Below are 20,686 nucleotides of genomic sequence, written 5' to 3'. Positions count from 1 at the left end.
TAAGCGATTCATTGAGGCTGCATTCTGGGGCGCGACAGCCAAAAGCTCAATAAAAAAGGGAGCCCGCGAGCTCCCTTTTTCATATACCAGAGGGTCGGGATCAACCGGCCATCTGTTTTTCCTTGATCTCGGCCAGCGTCTTGCAATCGACACAGAGGTCGGCAGTCGGACGGGCTTCCAGACGACGGATACCGATCTCGATACCGCAGTGTTCGCAGTAACCGAAATCATCGTCTTCAAGCAGCTGCAAGGTCTTCTCGATCTTCTTGATCAGCTTGCGTTCACGGTCGCGGGTACGCAGTTCAAGAGCGAACTCTTCTTCTTGCGCGGCACGATCCACGGGATCCGGGAAGTTGGCAGCCTCGTCTTTCATATGGTCGACGGTACGATCAACTTCCTGCATCAGTTGGTTGCGCCAGGCACCCAGGATCTTGCGAAAATGCGCCTTTTGTTGGTCATTCATGTACTCCTCACCCGGCTTTTCCTGGTAAGGCGCGACACCCGCAATGGCCAGGGGGCCCAGAGATTTCCTGTTTTCGCCTGTTGGCATGCCCTGTCTCCTAATTCAGCACGCTACCCGTGCCATCCATAAATTGAGGGCGACATCTATAGCAGAAGGGTAACGGGTAAGCAAACGAGCCGTACCAATAATGTTACCCACTCCAATATTTATGCACTCCCCTCGGGTAACAGGTGACCAGATTCAAACGGGATAAACCCTTGAGCCACCATGCCTTGCACCCCAACATGGGGCCGATAGCATAAAATTTCAACCCCCGCCGCGATTACCTGCTCAATTAGCAGACTATAGTGCGGATCTATATGGGTTGCAGGGCGCATCCGGCTTATTCCGGAGTGCAACACCATAAAGAGCAGCACGGCCCTGTGGCCCGCCGCTTTCATGGCCATTAATTCACGCAAATGCTTGGCACCACGGGCGGTGACCGCATCGGGGAAGTAGCCCATGCCAGCCTCCTCCCGCTCGTCGAGCAGGGTGACCGATTTTACCTCGATGTAACAATTGCCCTTTTCGTCATCTTCCAGCAACAGATCGATGCGACTGTTCTCTTCGCCATACCTCACCTCGGTGCGCAACCGGCTGTACCCCGCCAGCGGAGCGATGGCCTCCTGCTCGATCAACTCCCGGGCGATCTGGTTGGCGCGCGCCGTGTTGACGCAGATAAAATGGCCCGCCGGGCTCTCGGCGATCTCCCAGCTGTTGGGCAGCTTGCGCTTGGGGTTATCGGAGGTGGAGTACCAGACCCGGGTGCCAGGATCGGCACAACCGGTCATGGCACCGGTGTTGGCACAATGGATGGTGATGACCTCGCCGTTATCGAGTTGCACATCGGTCAGAAAGCGCTTGTAGCGGGCCACCAGCTGGCCCGATTGCAGGGGGGGATCAAAGATCACGGGTTAGCCCTCCGCGCGTCTTCTTTTACCCGGGCACGCAGCGGCCAGCAGGCAAGCGGCTCATAGCGCACCCCGTCCGAAGTCGAGATGGATTGATAGAGGCAGAACTCATCGGCCTGCAGCAGAAAATTTGGGGCTGGCAGGATGGCAGGCGCCTCGCCCGCCTTGCGCGACAGGGTGACGTGGGGGCGATAACCCTGCTCACCATTGCCAAGACGCAACTTCTCACCGTGGCGGCGCAGCGCCTTCGCCAGCACGGTCAGCTCGTTGGGCCACTCCTTCGGGCCAATCCAGGCGGCCTTGGCCCGGCTGAACCAGCCGGTCTCATCCAGCCTGATGGAGAGCGGCGGACAGTGCTGACGCTCCACGGCGGCGATCAGGCGGCGGGTGGTCAACTCGTCCGCTTCCCCCAGAAAGGCGAGGGTCAGATGAAGGTTGGCTTGCGGCACCGGCTGACCGGGCCAGGGCAGCTGATCGCGCCAGGCGATGAGCTCGGGAGCGAGCTCCTTGACGGGCAGGGCAAAGAAGAGTTTGGCCATGTGGTGATAATGCCTTTTTCACGCTCATTGGATGGGCCCATTCTATGGCAGCTATCCGGCCATGTCTCGCCAGCCTCCCGCCCGAGTGGCCATATCCGCACATCCACTCACGGTGGCGCGGGCGGCTGTGGCAGAATAGGCGCCGTTTTACCGGTTGCCACAGAAGGTGCTCATCGCTTTGTCCCAGCTCCCCATCGTTTCGGTATTGCCCGAACTCTTTGCCGCCCTCGACAGCCACACCCGCGTGATCCTGCAGGCGCCACCCGGCGCGGGCAAATCGACCCTGCTGCCGCTGGAGCTGGTGCGCCAGAACCGGCTGCCCTGCCGCATCATCATGCTGGAACCAAGGCGCCTGGCTGCGCGCAATATCGCCACTTTTCTGGCGCGCCAGCTGGGGGAGAAGGTGGGCGAGCGTATCGGCCTGCGGGTGCGTGGCGAGAGCCGCACCAGCTCAGCGACCCGGCTCGAGATCGTCACCGAAGGGGTGCTGACCCGGATGTTGCAGCAGGATCCCGAGCTTACTAACGTCTCGCTGGTGATCTTCGATGAGTTCCACGAACGCAGTCTGCACGCCGATACCGCGCTGGCCTTCGCTATCGAGAGCCAGCAAGGGCTGCGCGATGACCTCAAGCTTTTGATTATGTCCGCAACCCTTGATGGCATGGCACTCGAGACCTTGTTGCCGGATGCCCCTGTGGTTCGCTCGGAAGGGCGCGGTTTCCCCATCGACTACCACTACCGCCCAGCCAACCGCCAGCAGTGGCTGGAGCCGCAGGTCGGCGCCGTGGTACTCGAAGCGCTGGCCGAGCAAGATGGCAGCCTGCTGGTCTTTCTGCCGGGACAGGGTGAGATCGAGCGGTTGGCGCAGTGGTTGGCAGACAAACTGCCGGACGACGTGACCCTCGCCCCCCTCTACGGTCGCCTCGATATGGCGGCCCAGCAGGCGGCCATCGAACCGGCACCAGCGGGCCGCCGTAAGCTGGTGCTCACCACCAATGTGGCGGAGACCTCCCTCACCATCGAGGGGATTTCGGTGGTGATCGACAGCGGGCTGGAACGACGGGCCTCCTATGATCTGAAAAGCGGCGTCACCCGACTGGAGACCCGCCAGATAGCCAAATCCTCCGCCACCCAGCGGGCCGGTCGCGCCGGTCGTCTCGGCCCCGGCGTCTGCTACCGGCTCTGGAGCAGCGAGGTGCAGGAGCGGCTCGCCGAGCAGAGCCCGCCAGATATTCTCACTCAGGAGCTGACCGGTCTGCTGCTGGACGCCGCCCAGTGGGGGGCCAAGGTGGAAGATCTGCCGCTGCTGGACATGCCCCCCGCCGCTGCGGTGGCCAGTGCCCAGCGGCTGCTGGTGGCCCTTGGTGCCATGAAGCCGGAGGGTGAGCAACAACTCACTCCCGCTGGCCGCGCCATGGCCGCCTTCGGTACCCACCCTCGCCTCGCCCGCATGCTGCTGCGCGCCCGCGAGCTGGAATCCGAGGGTCTGACAGGGATTGTCGCCGATGCTGCTTATCTGGTGGCGTTGCAGGAAGAAGATCTGCGAGGATCGGAGCGCCTCTCTGTGCTGTTCCACCGCCGTCAAAACGCCCTGCGCCAGAACGCTGCCCGCTGGTTTGAACGGCTTGGCGCCCGCCCTGCCAATGCACAGGGCCAGTGGCTGGGGCTGCTCTGCGCCCTCACCTGGCCGGATCGCATCGGCAAGCTGCGCAGCGGCAGTCGCTATCAACTCAGTGGTGGGGTGAGCTGCGATCTGGTAGAAGGTCATCCCTGTCAGGGACAAGCAGCCCTTATCGCTATCGAAATGGGGCAGAACGATCGCGGCAGCCGCATCTTTATCGCCGAACCGGTCGATCTGGACGAGCTGGTACGCCTGCTGCCGGAACTGGTCAGCGAACGGCAGTGGTTCGACTGGGATGAACGGGAAGAGCGGGTGCGCGCCGAACGCCAGCAGGTGATCGGCGAACTGGTGCTGAGCCAGCGACCGCAGACCGAACTCTCTGACGAGCAGAAAGGGCGCTGCCTGCTGCAAGGCATTCGCCGCAAGGGGCTGCATGTGCTGCCGTGGGACGAGAGCAGCGAAGGGCTGCTGGCCCGTCTGCGCTGCGCCCGCGACTGGCTGCCCAATGAGAAGTGGCCCGCGATGGATGAGGAAAATTTGCTGACCACGCTGGAACAGTGGCTGCTGCCAGCGGTGAGCGGTATGACCCGGCTGGAGCAGTTGAAAAAGCTCAACCTCGGCGACATCCTGCGCCAATCCCTGCCCTGGCCGTTGCCCAAGCGGCTGGACGAGGCGCTGCCGAGCCACTTTGCGGCGCCCACTGGCAGCCGGGTGCGGATCCGCTATCAGCCGGGTCAGGCACCGGTGATCCCGGTGCGTATTCAGGAGATGTTCGGGCAAGGTTCGACCCCCTGCGTGGCCGATGGCCGGGTGCCGCTGGTGGTGGAGCTGCTCTCCCCCGCCCAGCGGCCGCTGCAGATCACCGCCGATCTGGCTGCCTTCTGGGCTGGCTCCTACGAGCAGGTGAAAAAAGAGATGAAGGGGCGCTATCCCCGCCACTACTGGCCGGATAATCCGCTGGAGGCGATGCCGACCAAAGTTACCAAAAAGAAGATGGGCATCTAGGTTCGACGGGTTAATCCCGCTCGAACGTTCGCGAATGCGACATAACAAGTAGAAAGGAAAGCAAAGAGGATTTATGGCAACCCAACGACGCAAGCGTGCCCCCAAGAAGGCAGCGCCCAAACGCACCATCTGGCGCAAGCTGTTCTGGCTTGGCTTCAAGCTCTCCCTGGTGGTGGCGGCCTTTATGGTGGTGTTTGGCATCTACCTCGATACCAAGGTGCGCGAGCGCTTCGATGGCGAGAAGTGGCAGCTGCCGGTGATGGTCTACAGCCGCCCGCTGGAGCTCTACCCCAGCCAGCGCCTGTCGCGGGACCAGATGCTGCGCGAGCTCAACATGCTGAGCTACAAGCAGGTGCGCCAGCCTCACACGCCGGGTGAATACACCATCAACGGCAACCGCATCGAGCTGATTCGCCGTCCGTTCGAGTTCTATGACGGCGCCGACGGAGCCCGTGGCCTGCGCCTCACCTTCAACGGCCCGCGCCTTGAGGGGATCCAGTCACTGGAGAACCAGCGCCAGCTCGGTTACGCCCAGATGGACCCGGTGCTGCTCGATCGCCTCAATACCGAAGATCGGGAAGATCGCCTGCTGGTACGTATCGCCGAAGTGCCCGACAGCCTGCTGGTGACCCTGCTCACCACCGAAGATCGCGACTTCTACCAGCATGGCGGCGTCTCGCCGGTGGCCATCATGCGCGCCATGTTCGCCAACCTGATCGCGGGTCGTACCGTGCAGGGGGGCAGTACCCTGACCCAGCAGCTGGCCAAAAACTTCTTCCTGACCCGTGAACGCAGCCTGTGGCGAAAACTGCAGGAAGCCTATATGGCGGTGCTGATCGACTATCGCTACAGCAAGGACGAGATTCTGGAGTCCTACCTCAACGAGGTCTATCTGGGGCAGAACTTCTCGCAAGGGGTCTACGGTTTCGGCCTCGCCTCCTACTTCTACTTCGGCATTCCGGTCAACGAGCTGGATATCGATCAGGTCGCCCTGCTGGTCGGTCTGGTCAAAGGCCCCTCCTATTACGATCCCTGGCGCTTCCCGGAGCGTGCCAAAACCCGCCGTGATCTGGTGCTGAAGCTGCTGATGGATCACGGCAGCCTGACTCAGGCCGAATATGAGCTGGCCAGCCGCCAGCCCCTCGGCATCATCGCCCGCGGCCAGATGAGCTATGGTCGCACCCCGGCCTTTATGGGACTGCTCAAGCGGGAGATCCAGAGCCGCTTCGGCTCAGATCTGCTCAAGCAGTCTGGCCTCAAGATCTTCACCAGCCTCGACCCCATCGCCCAGCATGCGGCCGAGCGGGCGGTCGAATCGGGCCTCGCCGATATCGAAAAACTGCGCGGCAAGAAGAAGCTGGAGGCGGCCATGGTGGTCTCCGACTGGCATAAGGGCGAAGTGGTGGCGCTGGTGGGCGGTCGCGATCCCCGCTACGCCGGGTTCAACCGGGCGCTGGATGCCCGCCGCCAGATCGGCTCGCTGGTGAAACCGGCGGTCTACCTCACCGGCCTCTCCAACGGCCTGACGCTGGCGACCCCGCTTAAAGATCAGCCGATCCGTATTCGCGGTCAGGATGGTCAGGTCTGGACGCCGCAAAACTACGATCGCAAGTTCCGCCAGAGCGTGCCGCTGATGGATGCGTTGGCCAGCTCCCTCAACGTGCCGACCGTCAATCTGGGTCTGCAGGTGGGGCTGGAGAAGGTTGTCGATACCCTGCACAAGCTGGGAGTCCAGCAGGAGATCCAGCCCTATCCGTCGCTGGTGCTGGGGGCGGTTGCCCTCTCCCCGCTGGAGGTGAACCAGATGTATCTGCCCATCGCCAATCAGGGACTGACCCAGCCGCTGTCGGCCATTCGCGCCGTAATCAACGGTGATGGCAGCCTGCTCTATCAGCATGATCAGACCGCCAAGCGGGTCACCGACCAGCAAGCAAGCTGGCTGACCCTGTTCGCCATGACCAAGACGGTGAGTCAGGGCACAGCCCGCGCGCTCAGTGCCAAGTTCCCCGGCGCCACCATGGCGGCCAAGACAGGCACCACCAACGAGCTGCGCGACTCCTGGTTTGCCGGGATGGACAACAACGAGCTGGTCAGTATCTGGGTCGGTCGCGACGACAACACCCCGGCGGGTTTGACCGGTGCCAGCGGTGCCCTGCAGCTCTTTAGCGGCTACATGAGCCAGCGCGGCGTCAACAGTCTGGGATTGAAGATGCCGGAAGGGGTCACCTGGGCCAACTTCTCCCGCGCCAGCGGCACCCGCGTCACCAGCGACTGCCCGGGCAGCCTGCAGGTGCCGGCCAAAGCCTCCACCATGGGCTCCCCGGCCGGTTGCGCCAGCAGTGCATCGCCGCGTAGTGCGCTGGATGACTGGTTCGGCGGTTTCTTCAACTAGATCAACGACACGGGCAGTGCAGGCTGCCCGTTCACTATGCTGCTGACAAGGAAACACCATGACCTTTCCGCTGTTTGACGCCATCCACCATGTGGCCATCATCGCCAGCGATTACCCACGCTCACGCCACTTCTACCACGAGGTGCTGGGGCTGCCCATCATCGCCGAGACCCTGCGCGAGGCACGCCAGTCGTGGAAACTGGATCTGGCCCTGCCGGACGGCAGCCAGCTGGAGCTGTTCAGCTTCCCCTCGCCTCCCGAGCGCCCCTCCAGGCCCGAGGCGTGCGGCCTGCGCCATCTCGCCTTTCGGGTCTGCGACCTTGACCGGGTCATCGCCCACCTGCTGGCCCATCGGGTCGAGGTAGAGCCGGTGCGGGTGGACGAGCTGACCGGCAAACGCTTTACCTTCTTCGCCGACCCCGACGGCCTGCCGCTGGAGCTCTACGAAGCGCTGCGCTGAGCCTGCAGCGACCAAGCAATCAGCCAAACAAAAGCCGCCCGGTTGCTACCGGGCGGCTTTTCTTATTGCTTCAGGTTATCAGGCGGTAGTCAGCATAACGACAGCCAGCGCCATCACCATCATGCCAGCCCAGCCGATGGGCTTGAGCCGCTCACCGAAGAAGAGCAAACCACCCAGCGCCGTACCGACGATGCCGATAGCCCCCCAGGTGGCGTAGGCAACAGCCAGGTCAATCTGGCCGCCACTTACCGCTTCCGAGAGCAGGGTAAAGGCGCCGAGTACCAGCATGATCCCCAGGAAGCCCCACCCCTTGTAACGAAAACCCTTGGAGCGGTTGATGGCCATGTTGGCGCCGATATCGATCAGTGCGGCCCCCAGTACAATCACAAACGGACTCATGCTGTGGCCTCCGCTTCTACTGACTTGTCTGCGGGCTCATCATGGGTCTCCCCTATGGTCACCATAACAATCCCCACTATCGCGAGAGCCAGGCCAATCAGCTCCTGAACGGTCACATCGTAACCAAGGAACATGACCGACACTATGGTGATCAGGGTGATCCCGAGCCCCTCCCAGAGCGCAAACGCAATACCAATGGAGATTGTTTTGGCGGCTTTCGCCAGCAACCAGTACGAGAAACCGATCAACAGCCACATCGGGATGTAGTTCATCCAGCCAGCTCCCTGCTCGGGGATCATGGCCATGCTGGAGGTACCGGCGACCTCGGTCACGATGGCACCGGTCAAAAACAGCCGGGCCAGAAACATACGACTTAATAACATATAAGATGCCTTTGTTGCTTCGACGAGAGAGATGGTAAACGGGGAGAAGCAACTCGCGACAATCGCTCAGCGTCGATTATTCCGACGCCACAGGTTTGCCTTGCCTTGGTTCGGCACGCTAAGGTGATGGTGAAAAACTCCGCCACAGCCTGTAAAACATGAAGCTATATCAGATAGAACTCTTTGTAGAGTCAGCCAATAGCGGCTCTATTGCCAATACCGCCCGTCGTCTCGGCAAAAGCCGCAGCGCCGTCAGCACCTCCATCGCGGCGCTGGAAGTTGAGCTTGGCGTCGAACTTTTTGAACGAGGTGCCAATCAGAGTCGCCTGACCGAAATCGGCGAGCTGGTGCTGGATGATTGCACCCGCCTGCTACAGGCAGCCAACAGCCTGCAGCAGAAGTGCAAACATTACGCCTCGGGGGCCGAAGTGGCGCTGCGAGTCGCCCGCGATGACGCGATTCCCGAACCGGTGTGGCGCGAGATGCTGGCCAGCCTGCACAATCAGTTTCCCGGCACCAGTATCTCGCTGGTGCTCGCCTCCCCACCCGAACTGCCGGCGCTGGTGGAAGAGGGATTCGTCGATGCCGCCTTTGGCCTTATTACCGAAGATCAGGAGCGCAGCGGCCTCAATATCGACGTGCTCAACCCGATCCGCACTCTGATGGTGGTGGCACCCAGCCATCCGCTGGCCGGACTGAAGCGGGTCAAACAGCAGGATCTGACCGATCACACCCAGGTCACCCTCTCGTATGTAGATGAATTTTCGGTAAAAAGCCTGCTACCTGTGGGAGGCCAGCATATCGGCCTCTCCAGCTTCGAGTTGATGCGCAATGCGGTGCTGGACGGACTGGGCTGGGCAGTGCTCCCCTCGCCACTGATCCAGAGTCAGCTGCGACAAGGCTCCCTGCTGACCCTGAAACACAAGTTCAGCCTGCAGTGGCGGGATTACGGGGTCTATCTGGCGGAAAACGCCTATCACGGCAAGGTGTTGGCCTGGTTGAAGAAGTCGATCCAGGGATATCTGGAACCTTTCGAGTAGCGATAAAGAGGCCGAGCCAGCTCACGATATCTGCTTATCCTGATGATCCTAGCGGATGTGATCGTGCATACTGTTCACATACTCATTGAGCGCCGGAGGCGTAACCGATATGAGCAGTGCCCAAGACAAGGACGATATCTTGCTGGACGACGACATCATCGAACTCGATGATGAGGAGGTCGTGGTCCCCAAGGCACTCAACCCATGGCAAGTGCTGATCGTGGATGATGAGCCGGATATCCATCATGCCACCCGCCTGGCCCTCTCCAACATTCACTACAAATCCCGCCCGCTGGAGCTGCTCAATGCCTACAGCGGCGCCGAGGCTGGCCGTATGCTGGAGGCCAATCCCAGGATTGCGCTGATCCTGCTCGATGTGGTGATGGAGACCGAAGATGCAGGTCTGCGGCTGGTGCACCGGATCCGCAACGAAATGCACAACTCGCTGGTGCGGATCGTGCTGCGTACCGGCCAACCCGGCCAAGCCCCCGAGCAACGGGTGATCCTCGATTACGACATCAATGACTACAAGACCAAGACCGAACTGACGGTACAAAAGCTTTACACCACCGTCATCGCATCCCTACGTTCATACGAAACCCTCAGTGCCATCGACAAGAGCCGGCAGGGGCTCGGCAAAATTCTGGAAGGGGCGGGCGATCTCTACCATCTTCATTCACTCAAGGAGTTTGCCTCCGGCGTGCTGAAACAGATCAGCGCCATTCTCGATGTGGGCACCGAAGGGGCTATCTGCGCCGAGCGCCGTCCCGGCGAACAGGGGCTGGAGATCCTCGCCGCCACCGGCGACTACGAGACTCTGCTGGATGATGGCAAGATCACCGACTTTCCCACCCTCAATGACTCGGTCATGAAGGCACTGGCGGCGCGCTGCAACAGCTTTGAACACCCGCAGGACTCCCTCTATATCGCCGCCCAGAATGGTCGCGAGTTCGTGCTGAGTTTTACCCCGACCCAGCCTCTCGATCCCCTCGAGTGCGATCTGCTGGATGTCTTCTGCCAGCGCATCTCGGCGGCCTACGACAACCTCTATCTCTACAACCAGTTGTTGCGCGCCCAGGAGGCCACCGTGGTGGCGCTGGCGGCGCTGGCGGAGTTTCGCGACTCCGACACCGGCGAGCATGTCTTGCGGGTGCAGAAGCTCTCGGATGCCATCGTGGCCGAATTGAAGAAGATGGCGGCCTATCCTGAGCAGCTGACCCCGGAGTTTGTCGAGATGATCGGCATGGCCTCCATCCTGCACGATGTGGGCAAAGTGGGCACCCCGGATCATATCCTGCACAAGCCCGGCCGTTTCGACCCGGAAGAGCGGGCCATCATGGAGCAGCATGCCGGCATCGGCGCCAATATCCTGCACAAGGCGGGTGAAATGGTGGAGGGAACCAGCTACCTCTCTCTCGGCGCCGAGATCGCCCGGGGCCACCATGAGCACTTCGATGGCAAGGGCTACCCGCAGCAGCTGGCTGGCCAGCAGATCCCGCTGTCGGCGCGGATTGTGGCGGTAGTCGATGTATTCGATGCCCTGCTCAGCAAGCGCCCCTACAAGGAGCCCTGGACGCTGGCGCAGACCATGGAGTATATCCAGTCCCGCTCCGGCACCCAGTTTGACCCTCATGTAGTGACAGCCCTGTCGCGACTGGTCAACGAGTCGAGACTCCCCTACTCGCTCTGACCCTCTTTGCTCGCAACTCCACATGCCCTGCCGGTGACCAAGGTCAGCGGGAGGGCATCAAAACAGCCGTTTTGTTGCATCCCGCACACATCAAAGCGCCGCAAACCGGAAACATCCCCCTTCTTTGTTAGCGATAGCCGCTGAAATATGGTCATTTAACATCACATCGCTATAATATCGGCCTGCAAACCTGATACTAACAACGAAGGAATTATCATGAGCCTGAACCTGGTACCGGCTGGCAAGAGCCTGCCCGACGATATCTATGTCATCATCGAAATCCCGCAGAATGCCGACCCGATCAAATACGAAGTCGACAAGGACAGCGGTGCTATTTTCGTCGATCGCTTCATGTCTACCCCGATGTTCTATCCGTGCAACTACGGCTACGTGAACGCGACCCTCTCTCTGGATGGTGACCCCGTCGACGTACTGGTTCCGACCCCCTACCCGCTGCTGGCCGGTTCCGTCATTCGCTGCCGCCCGGTTGGCGTGCTGAAGATGACCGACGAATCTGGCGAAGATGCCAAGATCGTTGCTGTACCGCACTCCAAGCTGACCAAGCAATACGACCACATCCAGGATGTGAACGATCTGCCGGAACTGCTGAAAGCCCAGATCCAGCACTTCTTCGAGCGCTACAAAGAGCTGGAAGCGGGCAAATGGGTCAAGGTGGAAGGTTGGGGCGACAAGGCCGCTGCCGAAGCCGAGATCAAGACCTCTGCCGAGCGTTACGCTGCCAAGTAAGCGTCACTCGGTTTGTAAAAAAAGGCGCCTTATGGCGCCTTTTTTGTTGGTGTTTGCGGCAGCTGACCGGCTGCATCTTCGGCAGGATTGCCCTGAATGTATATTTCACGGCCATCTTTCTGGTAGGGACGATAGTAATGACCGCCACAGCGATAGCCGCCGCCCGGCTGGCTCATCAGCTCGCAGTTGACTGGCAATACCTCCAGCCACTTGATGGCCTGCTGGTAGCGCAGCCACTCCTGCCATTCGTGTTCGCGCGCCAACTGATCGCGCAGGGCAAAGGTATCCGCAACGGACATCCCCTTGTTGACAATCACCTGACCCGCCATGGCTGGCAGGCTGAGCAACCCCGACAGCACTATGATCCAAGGCTTCATAACTCCTCCAGAGTGACTTAATTTCACAATTAAATTAAAAGTCACATCAATCTGTTATCCAGATCACAAAACGAAACATCACCAAAGTGGTGCCGGCTCACCTAGTTGTTAATTATCGTCCACGGCAGGAAGCACCACCATGAAGCTGACCCCCGCGCTGTTGCTCAGCCTCACTCTCTGCACCACTCTTGGTGCTACAAGCAACGCCAGCGAAATCAACATGAGCTGGCAGTGGCAATCCACCGATGGCCAGCGCAAGCACTTCCAGCTGACCACCGACGATCAGGTGATGGCCGCCAGTCGCCACGAGATGAGCCTGCTGAAGGCCTCTCTCACCAATCCGCTGGAGACCCTTTACGCCTACATCAGCCCGCGGCTCTACAACAGCATCAACCTGATCAATCAGAGCAGCCCCGAAACCGCCACCAAGTTTCGCAATCTGGAGCAGGCCTTCACCCTGCGGGACGACAGCATGGAATCGCTGCTGTTCTGGCAAGCCTACCAGCAGTATCAGGAGGATGCCTTCTACCAGATGAGGGTGATACCCTGCGTCCATCCGGCCAATCGCAAGCTGCCTTGCGTGCGACCCGATTACTCCCAGCTCTTCTACCACTTCAAGGGGCATCTAAAGCCGCTGGCACAGCAGTTTGCCGCCAAGGATCTCGCCACCAGCGTCAGCCTGCTGCAGGAGTGGCTGAACGCCATCCCGACCCAGCCGGAGCAGCTGGATCACTTCGCGCCGCCGCTGCAGGCACTGCAAGATAACAAGGCCGACAGCGACGAGAAGGCGCTGCTGATGGCCAGTCTGCTGGCGGAGCTGGCGCCGCAATATGTGCTCAGCATCATCTATCCGGATATCAGCATCGGCAGCGTCTCCCCTGCCTGGCTGGCCATTACGGCAGACAGTGGCGTACCCGGTGATGTGGTGGTGATCAACAATCAGCGCCATGTGCTGCTGACCGGCTCGTCCCTGCTGGCCCAGCAGATGACCATGGCCAAGATCCCCCTCATCAGCGAGTCGCTCTACTGACGCAGACAGCTCAGACCAGCAGCCAATTCATTGATTTTTATCGATGTCATGCCATCCTAGCCGCCCTTGCCAGCAAACCCCCTGACTGGCGGGGCGCCGACGCTTCTGAATCGCGATCTTATTTAACACTTTTTAAACAGATCCGATCAGTTTAGGATGAAGCTCGCCCATTCCCTCAATCCGAAACTCGTTATAACATAACAAATGGAGTGTCATCAGGATGAAACATCTCGTACTTACTTTGGCGCTGCTGCCATCTCTGGTCTTTGCTCACAACTTCAAGGATGGCAACCCGGTTCCGCTGGTCAATATCAGCGACAAGGGTGAGCTGGTACTGAACGGCAAGGATATCGGCTACCAGCCGTGGCAGAGCACCTCGCTCACCGGCAAGGTGTTCCTGATCCAGCATATTGCCGGTCGCTCCAGTGCCAAGGAGCTGAACGCCCCGATGATCGAGGCGATCAAGGCCGCCAAGCTGCCGCAAGACAAGTACCAGACCGTTACCGTCATCAACAGCAATGACGCCATCTGGGGTACCTCCGGCTTCGTGAAGAGCAGTGCCGAGGACAGCAAGAAAGAGTTCCCCTGGTCCGCCATGGTGCTGGATGCCAAGGGCATGGCGCGCAACGCCTGGGATCTGACGCCGGAAAGCTCGGCGATCATCCTGCTGGATAAAGAGGGCAAGGTGCTGTTTGCCAAAGATGGCCAGCTCGATGCCAACAACATTGCTACCGTGATGGGGCTCATCAAGTCCCATCTCTAAGTCAGAGAGAAAGGGCGCTGATGGCGCCCTTTCCATAAGGGTCTATGGGTCGTATCAAGCTGAAAATCTGGATCTTGCTGCTGGGCTGGTTATGGCTGCAGCCTGCCCTTGCCCGGCACCAGTTTGAATCCGCCCTGCCCGGCCACGATGACCATCACTGCCTGATTTGCGCCCTCCATCTGGATGGCAAGCAGGTCATCACCGCTACCCCCTATTGTTTCCCCGGTTCGACCTCTGTTCTGCCTGTTATTGCAACCATGCAACGCTCGGCGGATACCGCCACGCTTCACAGCTATGCCATCCGCGCGCCGCCCGCCTCTGCTTCTCTCTATCCCTTTGTTTAATTTAGCTATTTATTTTGAAAAAGGATTAAAGATGAAAGCAGTTACTCTGTTGCTGGCCGCAGCGGCCTTTGGCGCACACGCAAATCACGACGAACACGAGAGCCACAGCCACGGCGCCCACGAGCATGGCCACGGCCACCTCAATCTGGTGGTCGATGGTGACCAACTGATGATCGAGCTGCAGGCACCTGCAGCCGATCTGGTGGGCTTCGAGCACGCCGCCAAGAGCGATGAAGAGAAGGCGCAGTATGCCAAGGCGGTCGCCCGCCTCCAGCAGCCTGATGCCCTGTTCCGCTTCGACCCGGCCGCTGGCTGCAAACTGACCCAGCAGGAGCTGCAAGCTGCCAAAGAAGAGCATGATCACGACCATGACCATGACCATGACCATGACCATGACCATGACAAGGCTGCCAGCGACGAACATGAACACCACCATGATCATGACGAAGCGGGTCACGCCGATATGGGCGCCATGTACACCTACACCTGCGCCACACCGGCCAAACTGACCGGCCTTGAGGCGACCCTGTTCAGCGTCTATCCGAGCCTTGAGAAGCTGAGCGTGCAGGGGATCCTGCCCACCGGCCAGACCGCAGGCGAGCTGACCCCATCCGCCAACAAGCTGAGCTGGTAACGCCATGAAAAAAGCCGTGGTTGAGATCCGCGATCTGGCCTTTGCCTGGCCAGGTGGCGACGCTGTACTCGATCTGCCCGCCCTCACCATCCGCGAGGGTGAGCGGGTCTTTATCAAGGGCCCATCGGGCTCCGGCAAGTCGACCCTGCTCGGGTTGCTGGCCGGGATCCAGACCGCCAACCACGGCACCCTGGAGGTGCTGGGCCAACCATTGGCCCGGCTCTCTGGCCGTGCCCGTGACCACTTCCGGGCGGCCAATCTGGGTTATATCTTCCAGCAGTTCAATCTGCTGCCCTTTCTCTCGGTGCAGGACAACGTGACCGCTGCCCTCACCTTTTCGCCCGCCAAACGGGCCCGCCTGCAAGGGAGTCCGGAGCAGGAGGCGCGCCGTCTGCTGGCGGAGCTGCAACTGCCGGACGACGCGCTGCATCGTCCCGTCCATGCCCTCAGCATCGGCCAGCAGCAGCGGGTTGCCGCCGCGCGGGCGCTGATCGGCTCGCCGCCACTGGTGATCGCCGACGAGCCCACCTCGGCCCTCGACACCGACAACCGGGCGGCCTTTATCAAGCTGTTGTTCGAGGAGTGCGACAAGCAGGGTTCGACCCTGATCTTCGTCAGCCACGACCCTTATCTCGAACCCCTGTTCCCGCGGGTCGAAAACCTGCAACAGCTCAACCGGAGGGCATCATGCTAAAGCTCGCCCTGCAAAGTCTCTGGGCCCGCCGCCTTACCGCCGGGCTAACCCTGCTGGCCGTCGCCATCAGCGTCACCCTGCTACTCGGGGTGGAGCGGGTGCGCACCCAGGCCCGCGAAAGTTTCTCCAACACCGTCTCGGGGACCGATCTCATCGTCGGCGCCCGCTCCGGTCAGGTGAACCTGCTGCTCTACTCGGTGTTTCGCATCGGCAACCCCACCAACAACGTGGGGTGGGACTCCTATCAGGCCATCAAACAGAAACCGGGCGTCGCCTGGACCATCCCGCTTTCCCTTGGCGACTCCCACAAGGGATTTCGGGTGCTCGGCACCAATGGGGACTACTTCACTCACCTGAAGTACGGTCAGCAACAGTCGCTGCAAATGCGCGAGGGGCGGCCGTTTGAGACGCCGTTTGAAGCCGTGCTTGGCGCCCAGGTGGCCGAGAAGCTCGGCTATCACCTTGACCAATCCATCGTCATCGCCCACGGCGCTGGCAACACCTCGTTCAGCCAGCACGACAACCTGCCGTTCAAGGTGGTGGGCATTCTGGCGCCGACCGGCACGCCCATTGATCGCACCATCCATGTGCCGCTGGCGGGGATAGAGGCGATCCATCTGGGCTGGGATACCGGCCGCCACAGCAAGAACGTGACGCCGGAGCAGGCGCTGGCGCAGGATCTCACCCCGAAAACCATCACCGCCTTTATGGTGGGCTTGAGCAACCGGATCCTGGCGTTCCAGCTGCAGCGTAGCGTCAACACCTATCCCAAAGAGCCGCTGATGGCGCTCCTGCCGGGGGCCGCCCTGCAGGAGCTGTGGAGCCTGATGAGCGTGGCGGAAACCGCGCTGTCGGTGATCGCCGGTTTCGTGGTGGTGGCGGGCCTGATCGGCATGCTGACCACATTGCTGGCGGGGCTTAACGAGCGGCGCCGGGAGCTCGCCATCTTGCGATCCCTCGGTGCGGGCCCTGCCCATCTGTTCCTGCTGCTGGCGCTGGAAGCGATGGCGCTGACCACGGTTGGCATCGCTCTCGGGGTCGCAGTGCTCTATCTGGGGCAGGGGCTTGCCTCGCCCTGGCTGCTCAGCCACTATGGCCTGCAACTGAGTCTGGGGCTGCCGAGCACCTACGAGTGGCAGTTGCTGGGGGTAGTCTGGCTGGCAGGCATGGTGATCGGCCTGCTTCCTGCTGCCCGCGCTTACCGCTACAGCCTGAGCGATGGCATGAGCATTCGCGTCTAGCGAGACGCCCAAAATCGAAACAGAAGGACAGATGATGAAGTGGAAAATTGTGGCGCTGCTCGCCAGCCTGCTGGTGTTGCCCGCCCTGGCCGCCGATTACAAGACCATCGACTGGGATGTGCTCATCCCGGAAGGGGAGAAACTGCTGCCACCACCCCAGGTCAATCACGAAGATCCCATGTCGGTGCCGCAACCGGTGGGTGGGGTAAACAAGAAGCTGGACAACCAGGATGTGCGCATTCCGGGCTTCGTGGTGCCGCTGGAAGGGGACGCCAAGAAGATCACCGCCTTCCTGCTGGTGCCCTACTTCGGTGCCTGCATCCATGTGCCGCCGCCCCCCACCAATCAGGTGATCTATGTGAGCTACCCCAAGGGTGCACCGGTGGATGATCTGTGGGATGCCATCTGGGTGAAAGGCAAGATGCGCACTGTCAGCTCCAGCCACGAGATGGCCACCGCCTCCTATTCGATGGAAGCGGTCGAGGTGAGCGTCTACGAGGAGTAATCCTCTCATTGCAAAAAAAGCGGCCTCCACGGAGGCCGCTTTGTTATCTTGGCATCCCGGTTGGAGTAACATTCAGCTCCAGAACCTGTGCGAATGGAGTCAGCATGGCAGACCTCCCCCCCCCGAAAAAAGAGAGTTCGATCCTGAGCAGCCAGGAGCAGACCCTGCGTCTGGCCCGCAGTCGCGGCATCGACGGCATGCTCACCCGCAACAGCGACAGCACCTTCGAACAGCGCGCCACCTTTCGCCATCTGGCGGATCAGGCCGCTCGCCAGCGCAATCTGGAAGCCATCATGGTGATGGCCTCCCGCCACTGCGAAGAGACCGCTGCTGGCGGCGAGATGGACAGCGACTGGCTGACCCGCTTCCTGCAACTGGCGGAAGATATCAGCATGGTGCCGATGCAGCAGCTATGGGGGCGGATCTTCGCGCTGGAAGTCGCCACCCCGGGCCGCTTCTCCATACGGGCGCTCGCCACCCTCAAAGAGATGACCCAGCGCGAGGCCCAGCTGTTTCAGCGCATCTGTTCACTGACTTGCCACTACACCGGCAGCGACGAGCAGCGACTGCTGCTGGGGCTGCACAAGGGGGCCACCCTGCTGAGTCGCGCCAAGGCAACGCGCCTTGGCCTTGGCAAATACCGACTGCCCTACAACGCCCTGCTGCAACTGTTTGAGCTGGGACTGCTGCATCGCGCGGAGCTGGAGTCCGGCCCGCTGCCCGCCGATGGGGTCGAGCTGGAGTTTGGCAACCAGCGCTGGCGGCTGCAGTGCAAGCAGAACAACATCACCCTGCTCTACTACCGGCTCACCCCGGTGGGCAACGAGCTCGCCCAACTGCTGCAAGAGTCGCCGCTGGAGGAGTACCTGCAGGATCTGAAAACCGTGCTGGTGCAGGGTATCCAGATTGAAGTGATGCAGCTCGTCAGCGCCCCCTCCTCACCCGCTCCCGACCCTCTCCCCTGATCTCTGGCGGGGCAGCGGATGCCCCGTCGGTTCATGGTTCCTTCTCATCAAGCTGCTGGCTCCAAGCTTATGAGCTTGCCCAGAATAGGTTGCAAATTGCAGATGCCGCAGAGGCACACTCCGTCAGATCCGTTGCATATTGCAAACAACCACGCGTTTTTCCTCTCCAAACCTCGCTAATAACACATCAATCATTATTTTTTGCCAGCTGGCCCGCCCCTTGCAGATGTCTTGATGCAGATCAAAATTCAACCACCACAGCTCGGGAGCAAGGCCATGAGAATCAATCAACCGGTTACCCAAAGAGAACGTCTCTATCCAGACCACCAGAGCCTGATCTCCACCACGGATCTGGAGAGCCGCATCACCTACGCCAACGATGAGTTCTGCGATATTGCAGGCTTCTCGCTCGACGAGCTGAAGGGGGAGCACCACAATCTGGTGCGTCATCCTGACATGCCGAAACAGGCCTTTGCCGATCTGTGGGGTCACATCAGGGATGGCAAGAGCTGGATGGGGCCGGTGAAAAATCGCTGCAAGAATGGCGATCACTACTGGGTCAGCGCCTTTGTCACCCCCATCAAGGATGCCAGCGGCCGGGTGGTGGAGTATCAGTCGGTGCGCACCGCCCCGAGCGAGGAGATCAAACAGCGGGCCGAGAAGGTCTATGCCGACCTGCGCAACAACAAGCTGCCGCTGGCGCTCAAGTTGCCCACCTTCTCCCATACCCTGGCTATCAACCTCTGTCTGCTGCTGAGCCTGCTCGCCATGTTTGCCCTGGGCTACAGCCACGATATGAACTGGCAACTGGCGCTGGCCGCCCTGCCGCTGGCGATAGCGGCCATCACCCTGAATGCCCTCTCCCGTCGCCTCGGCAAGCTCAACAAGATGGCCCGCAGCCGCTTTGACAACCCGCTGATGCAGTTGCTCTACACCAACAAGGTGGACAATATCGCCGCCATAGAACTCTCGATGGTAATGAATCAGGCCGAGTTCAACGCCGTGCTGGCCCGCACCCAGCAGACTTGCAGCAAGATCCTGCAGGCCGCCGAGGGGGATCTGCGCAACGCCGAATCCATCACCGACAACCTGCAGCAGCAGCAGGCCGAAACCAATCAGGTAGCCACTGCCGTGACCGAAATGTCGGAATCCATTCGCGAGGTGTCACAAAGCTCGACTGACTCCTCCAGCCTGCTGGATAAAACGGCCGTGCTGTTCAAGAGCGGCAACAGTAGCGTGGCCGAAACCGTAGCTGCCGTGGCAGGCATGAACAGCGAGCTGATCACCTCCAAGAGCGTGATCAGTGCGCTGGTCGGCCACTGCCGCGATATCGACGGCATCCTCGATGTGATCAACAACATCGCCAACCAGACCAACCTGCTGGCCCTTAACGCCGCCATCGAAGCGGCCCGGGCTGGCGAAGCGGGTCGCGGCTTCTCGGTAGTGGCCGACGAGATCCGGACCCTCGCCATCAAGACCCAATCCTCGACCAGCGAGATCCAGAAGATGATCACCGAGCTGCAAAACAGCTCTGGCGAGGCTGAGCAAGCGATGGAGAAGGGCTGCCAACTTGCCGACAGTTGCCAGCAGAAGGCCACCGCTACCGGCAACATACTCCAGCAGATCAACAACATGTTGCAGCAGGTGGCCTCCGGCAGTAGCCAGATTGCCCAGGCGGTGCAGGAGCAGTCCCACGTTACCGCCGAGATCAACCGCAACGTGCTCAGCATCAAGACCCTGGCCGATGACTCCAGCGTCGGCAGCCAACACGCCGTGCACGGCATCACCCAGCTGGTAAATCAGTTAAGCGATCTCGACCGGCTGGTACGCCAGTTCCAGAAGGGCGCTCCGACAAGCCAGAGCCGCTACGAAGTGGCCACCACCCGCGCCGTGCCGGTACGCCAAGCCAGATAACCACTACACCAACAATCACCGCAGAAAAACCCTATGGGCCTTTGGGCCCATAGGGTTTTTTAATGCCCGCCAACAAACGGCGACACTGCCATTTCACTGTCCGATTTCCATCTGCGCTGATGGGCCCAAGCGGTTGAGTGACCACATTTAAACCCATTAATGATTAATTTATTGATCTTGCTCAGGAAACGACCCGCTTGTGCTTTTCACCCCAGCCCCGTTCGGTAACATAGCCGCTTGGCAACCTCTTGTCGGAGTCAGCCATGAGCCAAGCCAGTGCCAAATCGCAGGTAAAAAGCAGCAGACTGGAGGCTGGGATTCAGGGGGCGGTAGCCTTGTCTGGTGGTGTCAATATGCAAATGCTGCACAATCCGTGCTGCTACAAAATAGTGAACATTCTAATTCCAATTTATTAATAGTCATTTGAGGAAACGAAATGGAAGTTTTAGAACATGAAAGTAAGATAAAGATTAAAAGGATTATTAGCAGTGTTCTTTATCACATAGACGTTGACAATACAAAACATGAAA

Annotated in this window: 21 protein-coding genes; 15 read left to right on the top strand and 6 right to left on the bottom strand. The window is 60.4% G+C overall.

Features of this window, described 5'->3' with window-relative positions:
- Positions 1-100: 100 nt before the first annotated feature.
- From dksA to thpR, 3 genes are all read right to left on the bottom strand, one after another.
- Positions 101-550, bottom strand: coding sequence for an RNA polymerase-binding protein DksA (dksA, locus tag AACS18_RS15110; RefSeq protein WP_005335644.1), 450 nt, complete (start codon positions 548-550; stop codon positions 101-103).
- Between the two features lie 119 nt (positions 551-669).
- Positions 670-1,413 carry a DNA/RNA nuclease SfsA gene (gene sfsA / locus AACS18_RS15105; RefSeq protein ID WP_108612597.1) on the bottom strand — a complete coding sequence of 248 codons (744 nt, stop codon included), beginning with the start codon at positions 1,411-1,413 and terminating at the stop codon, positions 670-672.
- The gene (thpR, locus tag AACS18_RS15100; RefSeq protein WP_108612596.1) at positions 1,410-1,952 is read right to left on the bottom strand and encodes an RNA 2',3'-cyclic phosphodiesterase; all 543 of its coding nucleotides are present in this window, start codon (positions 1,950-1,952) and stop codon (positions 1,410-1,412) included. Before thpR ends, sfsA begins: the two co-directional genes overlap by 4 nt.
- A gap of 178 nt (positions 1,953-2,130) precedes the next feature.
- Between thpR and hrpB the strand changes: the two genes are divergently transcribed.
- From hrpB to gloA2, 3 genes are all read left to right on the top strand, one after another.
- Positions 2,131-4,578, top strand: coding sequence for an ATP-dependent helicase HrpB (gene hrpB, locus AACS18_RS15095; protein WP_108612595.1), 2,448 nt, complete (start codon positions 2,131-2,133; stop codon positions 4,576-4,578).
- A gap of 73 nt (positions 4,579-4,651) precedes the next feature.
- Positions 4,652-6,970 (top strand): penicillin-binding protein 1B, encoded by a 2,319-nt coding sequence (gene mrcB / locus AACS18_RS15090; protein WP_108612594.1) that lies wholly within the window; start codon positions 4,652-4,654, stop codon positions 6,968-6,970.
- Positions 6,971-7,028: 58 nt separating this feature from the next.
- Complete coding sequence (gene gloA2 / locus AACS18_RS15085; RefSeq protein ID WP_108612593.1) at positions 7,029-7,430, top strand: SMU1112c/YaeR family gloxylase I-like metalloprotein; 402 nt, start codon at positions 7,029-7,031, stop codon at positions 7,428-7,430.
- 78 nt (positions 7,431-7,508) lie between these two features.
- Here the strand turns inward: gloA2 and AACS18_RS15080 are convergent, their stop codons facing one another.
- Positions 7,509-7,829, bottom strand: coding sequence for an SMR family transporter (locus AACS18_RS15080; RefSeq protein ID WP_005335659.1), 321 nt, complete (start codon positions 7,827-7,829; stop codon positions 7,509-7,511).
- On the bottom strand, positions 7,826-8,212 hold the full coding sequence (locus AACS18_RS15075; RefSeq protein WP_108612592.1) for a DMT family transporter: 387 nt from the start codon (positions 8,210-8,212) through the stop codon (positions 7,826-7,828). The genes AACS18_RS15080 and AACS18_RS15075 overlap by 4 nt, the downstream gene beginning before the upstream one ends.
- A gap of 158 nt (positions 8,213-8,370) precedes the next feature.
- Between AACS18_RS15075 and AACS18_RS15070 the strand changes: the two genes are divergently transcribed.
- From AACS18_RS15070 to ppa, 3 genes are all read left to right on the top strand, one after another.
- On the top strand, positions 8,371-9,252 hold the full coding sequence (locus AACS18_RS15070; protein ID WP_021229560.1) for a LysR family transcriptional regulator: 882 nt from the start codon (positions 8,371-8,373) through the stop codon (positions 9,250-9,252).
- Positions 9,253-9,361: 109 nt separating this feature from the next.
- Positions 9,362-10,942 (top strand): DUF3369 domain-containing protein, encoded by a 1,581-nt coding sequence (locus AACS18_RS15065; RefSeq protein WP_108612591.1) that lies wholly within the window; start codon positions 9,362-9,364, stop codon positions 10,940-10,942.
- Between the two features lie 216 nt (positions 10,943-11,158).
- Complete coding sequence (gene ppa / locus AACS18_RS15060; protein ID WP_005335667.1) at positions 11,159-11,689, top strand: inorganic diphosphatase; 531 nt, start codon at positions 11,159-11,161, stop codon at positions 11,687-11,689.
- 29 nt (positions 11,690-11,718) lie between these two features.
- Here ppa and AACS18_RS15055 read toward each other — a convergent pair whose 3' ends face one another.
- Positions 11,719-12,066: a hypothetical protein gene (locus tag AACS18_RS15055; RefSeq protein ID WP_108612590.1), complete on the bottom strand. Its 348-nt coding sequence runs from the start codon at positions 12,064-12,066 to the stop codon at positions 11,719-11,721.
- A gap of 139 nt (positions 12,067-12,205) precedes the next feature.
- Between AACS18_RS15055 and AACS18_RS15050 the strand changes: the two genes are divergently transcribed.
- The 9 genes from AACS18_RS15050 (at position 12,206) to AACS18_RS15010 (ending at position 20,156) form a co-directional block, all read left to right on the top strand.
- Positions 12,206-13,096, top strand: a complete 891-nt coding sequence (locus AACS18_RS15050) for a hypothetical protein (protein WP_005335678.1) — start codon at positions 12,206-12,208, stop codon at positions 13,094-13,096.
- A 220-nt stretch (positions 13,097-13,316) separates the two neighbouring features.
- The gene (locus tag AACS18_RS15045) at positions 13,317-13,859 is read left to right on the top strand and encodes a YtfJ family protein (protein WP_064335472.1); all 543 of its coding nucleotides are present in this window, start codon (positions 13,317-13,319) and stop codon (positions 13,857-13,859) included.
- Positions 13,860-13,903: 44 nt separating this feature from the next.
- Positions 13,904-14,203: a DUF2607 family protein gene (locus AACS18_RS15040; protein WP_108540380.1), complete on the top strand. Its 300-nt coding sequence runs from the start codon at positions 13,904-13,906 to the stop codon at positions 14,201-14,203.
- Between the two features lie 31 nt (positions 14,204-14,234).
- A complete protein-coding gene (locus AACS18_RS15035; protein ID WP_108612589.1) occupies positions 14,235-14,837 on the top strand; it encodes a DUF2796 domain-containing protein in 603 nt (200 codons plus the stop codon).
- A gap of 4 nt (positions 14,838-14,841) precedes the next feature.
- A complete protein-coding gene (locus AACS18_RS15030) occupies positions 14,842-15,531 on the top strand; it encodes an ABC transporter ATP-binding protein (protein WP_005335686.1) in 690 nt (229 codons plus the stop codon).
- A complete protein-coding gene (locus tag AACS18_RS15025; RefSeq protein WP_108612588.1) occupies positions 15,525-16,772 on the top strand; it encodes an ABC transporter permease in 1,248 nt (415 codons plus the stop codon). Before AACS18_RS15030 ends, AACS18_RS15025 begins: the two co-directional genes overlap by 7 nt.
- Positions 16,773-16,803: 31 nt before the next feature.
- Complete coding sequence (locus AACS18_RS15020; protein WP_026034852.1) at positions 16,804-17,277, top strand: DUF3299 domain-containing protein; 474 nt, start codon at positions 16,804-16,806, stop codon at positions 17,275-17,277.
- Between the two features lie 104 nt (positions 17,278-17,381).
- A complete protein-coding gene (locus AACS18_RS15015; RefSeq protein ID WP_019444767.1) occupies positions 17,382-18,242 on the top strand; it encodes a TIGR03899 family protein in 861 nt (286 codons plus the stop codon).
- Positions 18,243-18,518: 276 nt separating this feature from the next.
- On the top strand, positions 18,519-20,156 hold the full coding sequence (locus AACS18_RS15010) for a methyl-accepting chemotaxis protein (protein WP_108612618.1): 1,638 nt from the start codon (positions 18,519-18,521) through the stop codon (positions 20,154-20,156).
- The last annotated feature ends 530 nt before the right edge of the window (positions 20,157-20,686 follow it).

Source organism: Aeromonas sp. HMWF015, from assembly GCF_963878965.1.
In the GTDB taxonomy this organism is placed as follows: domain Bacteria; phylum Pseudomonadota; class Gammaproteobacteria; order Enterobacterales; family Aeromonadaceae; genus Aeromonas; species Aeromonas veronii.
Note: the sequence above shows the minus strand (reverse complement) of the source record. Positions and strands in the feature narration are given on the sequence as shown.

What these genes read in the sequence shown, in the direction of transcription:
- AACS18_RS15025 (WP_108612588.1), top strand. Translation starts at nt 15,525, where the DNA reads ATGCTAAAGCTCGCCCTGCAAAGTCTCTGGGCCCGCCGCCTTACCGCC.
- AACS18_RS15045 (WP_064335472.1), top strand. Translation starts at nt 13,317, where the DNA reads ATGAAACATCTCGTACTTACTTTGGCGCTGCTGCCATCTCTGGTCTTT.
- dksA (WP_005335644.1), bottom strand. Translation starts at nt 550, where the DNA reads ATGCCAACAGGCGAAAACAGGAAATCTCTGGGCCCCCTGGCCATTGCG.
- AACS18_RS15040 (WP_108540380.1), top strand. Translation starts at nt 13,904, where the DNA reads ATGGGTCGTATCAAGCTGAAAATCTGGATCTTGCTGCTGGGCTGGTTA.
- AACS18_RS15055 (WP_108612590.1), bottom strand. Translation starts at nt 12,066, where the DNA reads ATGAAGCCTTGGATCATAGTGCTGTCGGGGTTGCTCAGCCTGCCAGCC.
- AACS18_RS15030 (WP_005335686.1), top strand. Translation starts at nt 14,842, where the DNA reads ATGAAAAAAGCCGTGGTTGAGATCCGCGATCTGGCCTTTGCCTGGCCA.
- AACS18_RS15070 (WP_021229560.1), top strand. Translation starts at nt 8,371, where the DNA reads ATGAAGCTATATCAGATAGAACTCTTTGTAGAGTCAGCCAATAGCGGC.
- AACS18_RS15080 (WP_005335659.1), bottom strand. Translation starts at nt 7,829, where the DNA reads ATGAGTCCGTTTGTGATTGTACTGGGGGCCGCACTGATCGATATCGGC.
- thpR (WP_108612596.1), bottom strand. Translation starts at nt 1,952, where the DNA reads ATGGCCAAACTCTTCTTTGCCCTGCCCGTCAAGGAGCTCGCTCCCGAG.
- gloA2 (WP_108612593.1), top strand. Translation starts at nt 7,029, where the DNA reads ATGACCTTTCCGCTGTTTGACGCCATCCACCATGTGGCCATCATCGCC.
- AACS18_RS15075 (WP_108612592.1), bottom strand. Translation starts at nt 8,212, where the DNA reads ATGTTATTAAGTCGTATGTTTCTGGCCCGGCTGTTTTTGACCGGTGCC.
- AACS18_RS15020 (WP_026034852.1), top strand. Translation starts at nt 16,804, where the DNA reads ATGATGAAGTGGAAAATTGTGGCGCTGCTCGCCAGCCTGCTGGTGTTG.
- AACS18_RS15035 (WP_108612589.1), top strand. Translation starts at nt 14,235, where the DNA reads ATGAAAGCAGTTACTCTGTTGCTGGCCGCAGCGGCCTTTGGCGCACAC.
- AACS18_RS15065 (WP_108612591.1), top strand. Translation starts at nt 9,362, where the DNA reads ATGAGCAGTGCCCAAGACAAGGACGATATCTTGCTGGACGACGACATC.
- AACS18_RS15050 (WP_005335678.1), top strand. Translation starts at nt 12,206, where the DNA reads ATGAAGCTGACCCCCGCGCTGTTGCTCAGCCTCACTCTCTGCACCACT.
- ppa (WP_005335667.1), top strand. Translation starts at nt 11,159, where the DNA reads ATGAGCCTGAACCTGGTACCGGCTGGCAAGAGCCTGCCCGACGATATC.
- AACS18_RS15015 (WP_019444767.1), top strand. Translation starts at nt 17,382, where the DNA reads ATGGCAGACCTCCCCCCCCCGAAAAAAGAGAGTTCGATCCTGAGCAGC.
- mrcB (WP_108612594.1), top strand. Translation starts at nt 4,652, where the DNA reads ATGGCAACCCAACGACGCAAGCGTGCCCCCAAGAAGGCAGCGCCCAAA.
- AACS18_RS15010 (WP_108612618.1), top strand. Translation starts at nt 18,519, where the DNA reads ATGAGAATCAATCAACCGGTTACCCAAAGAGAACGTCTCTATCCAGAC.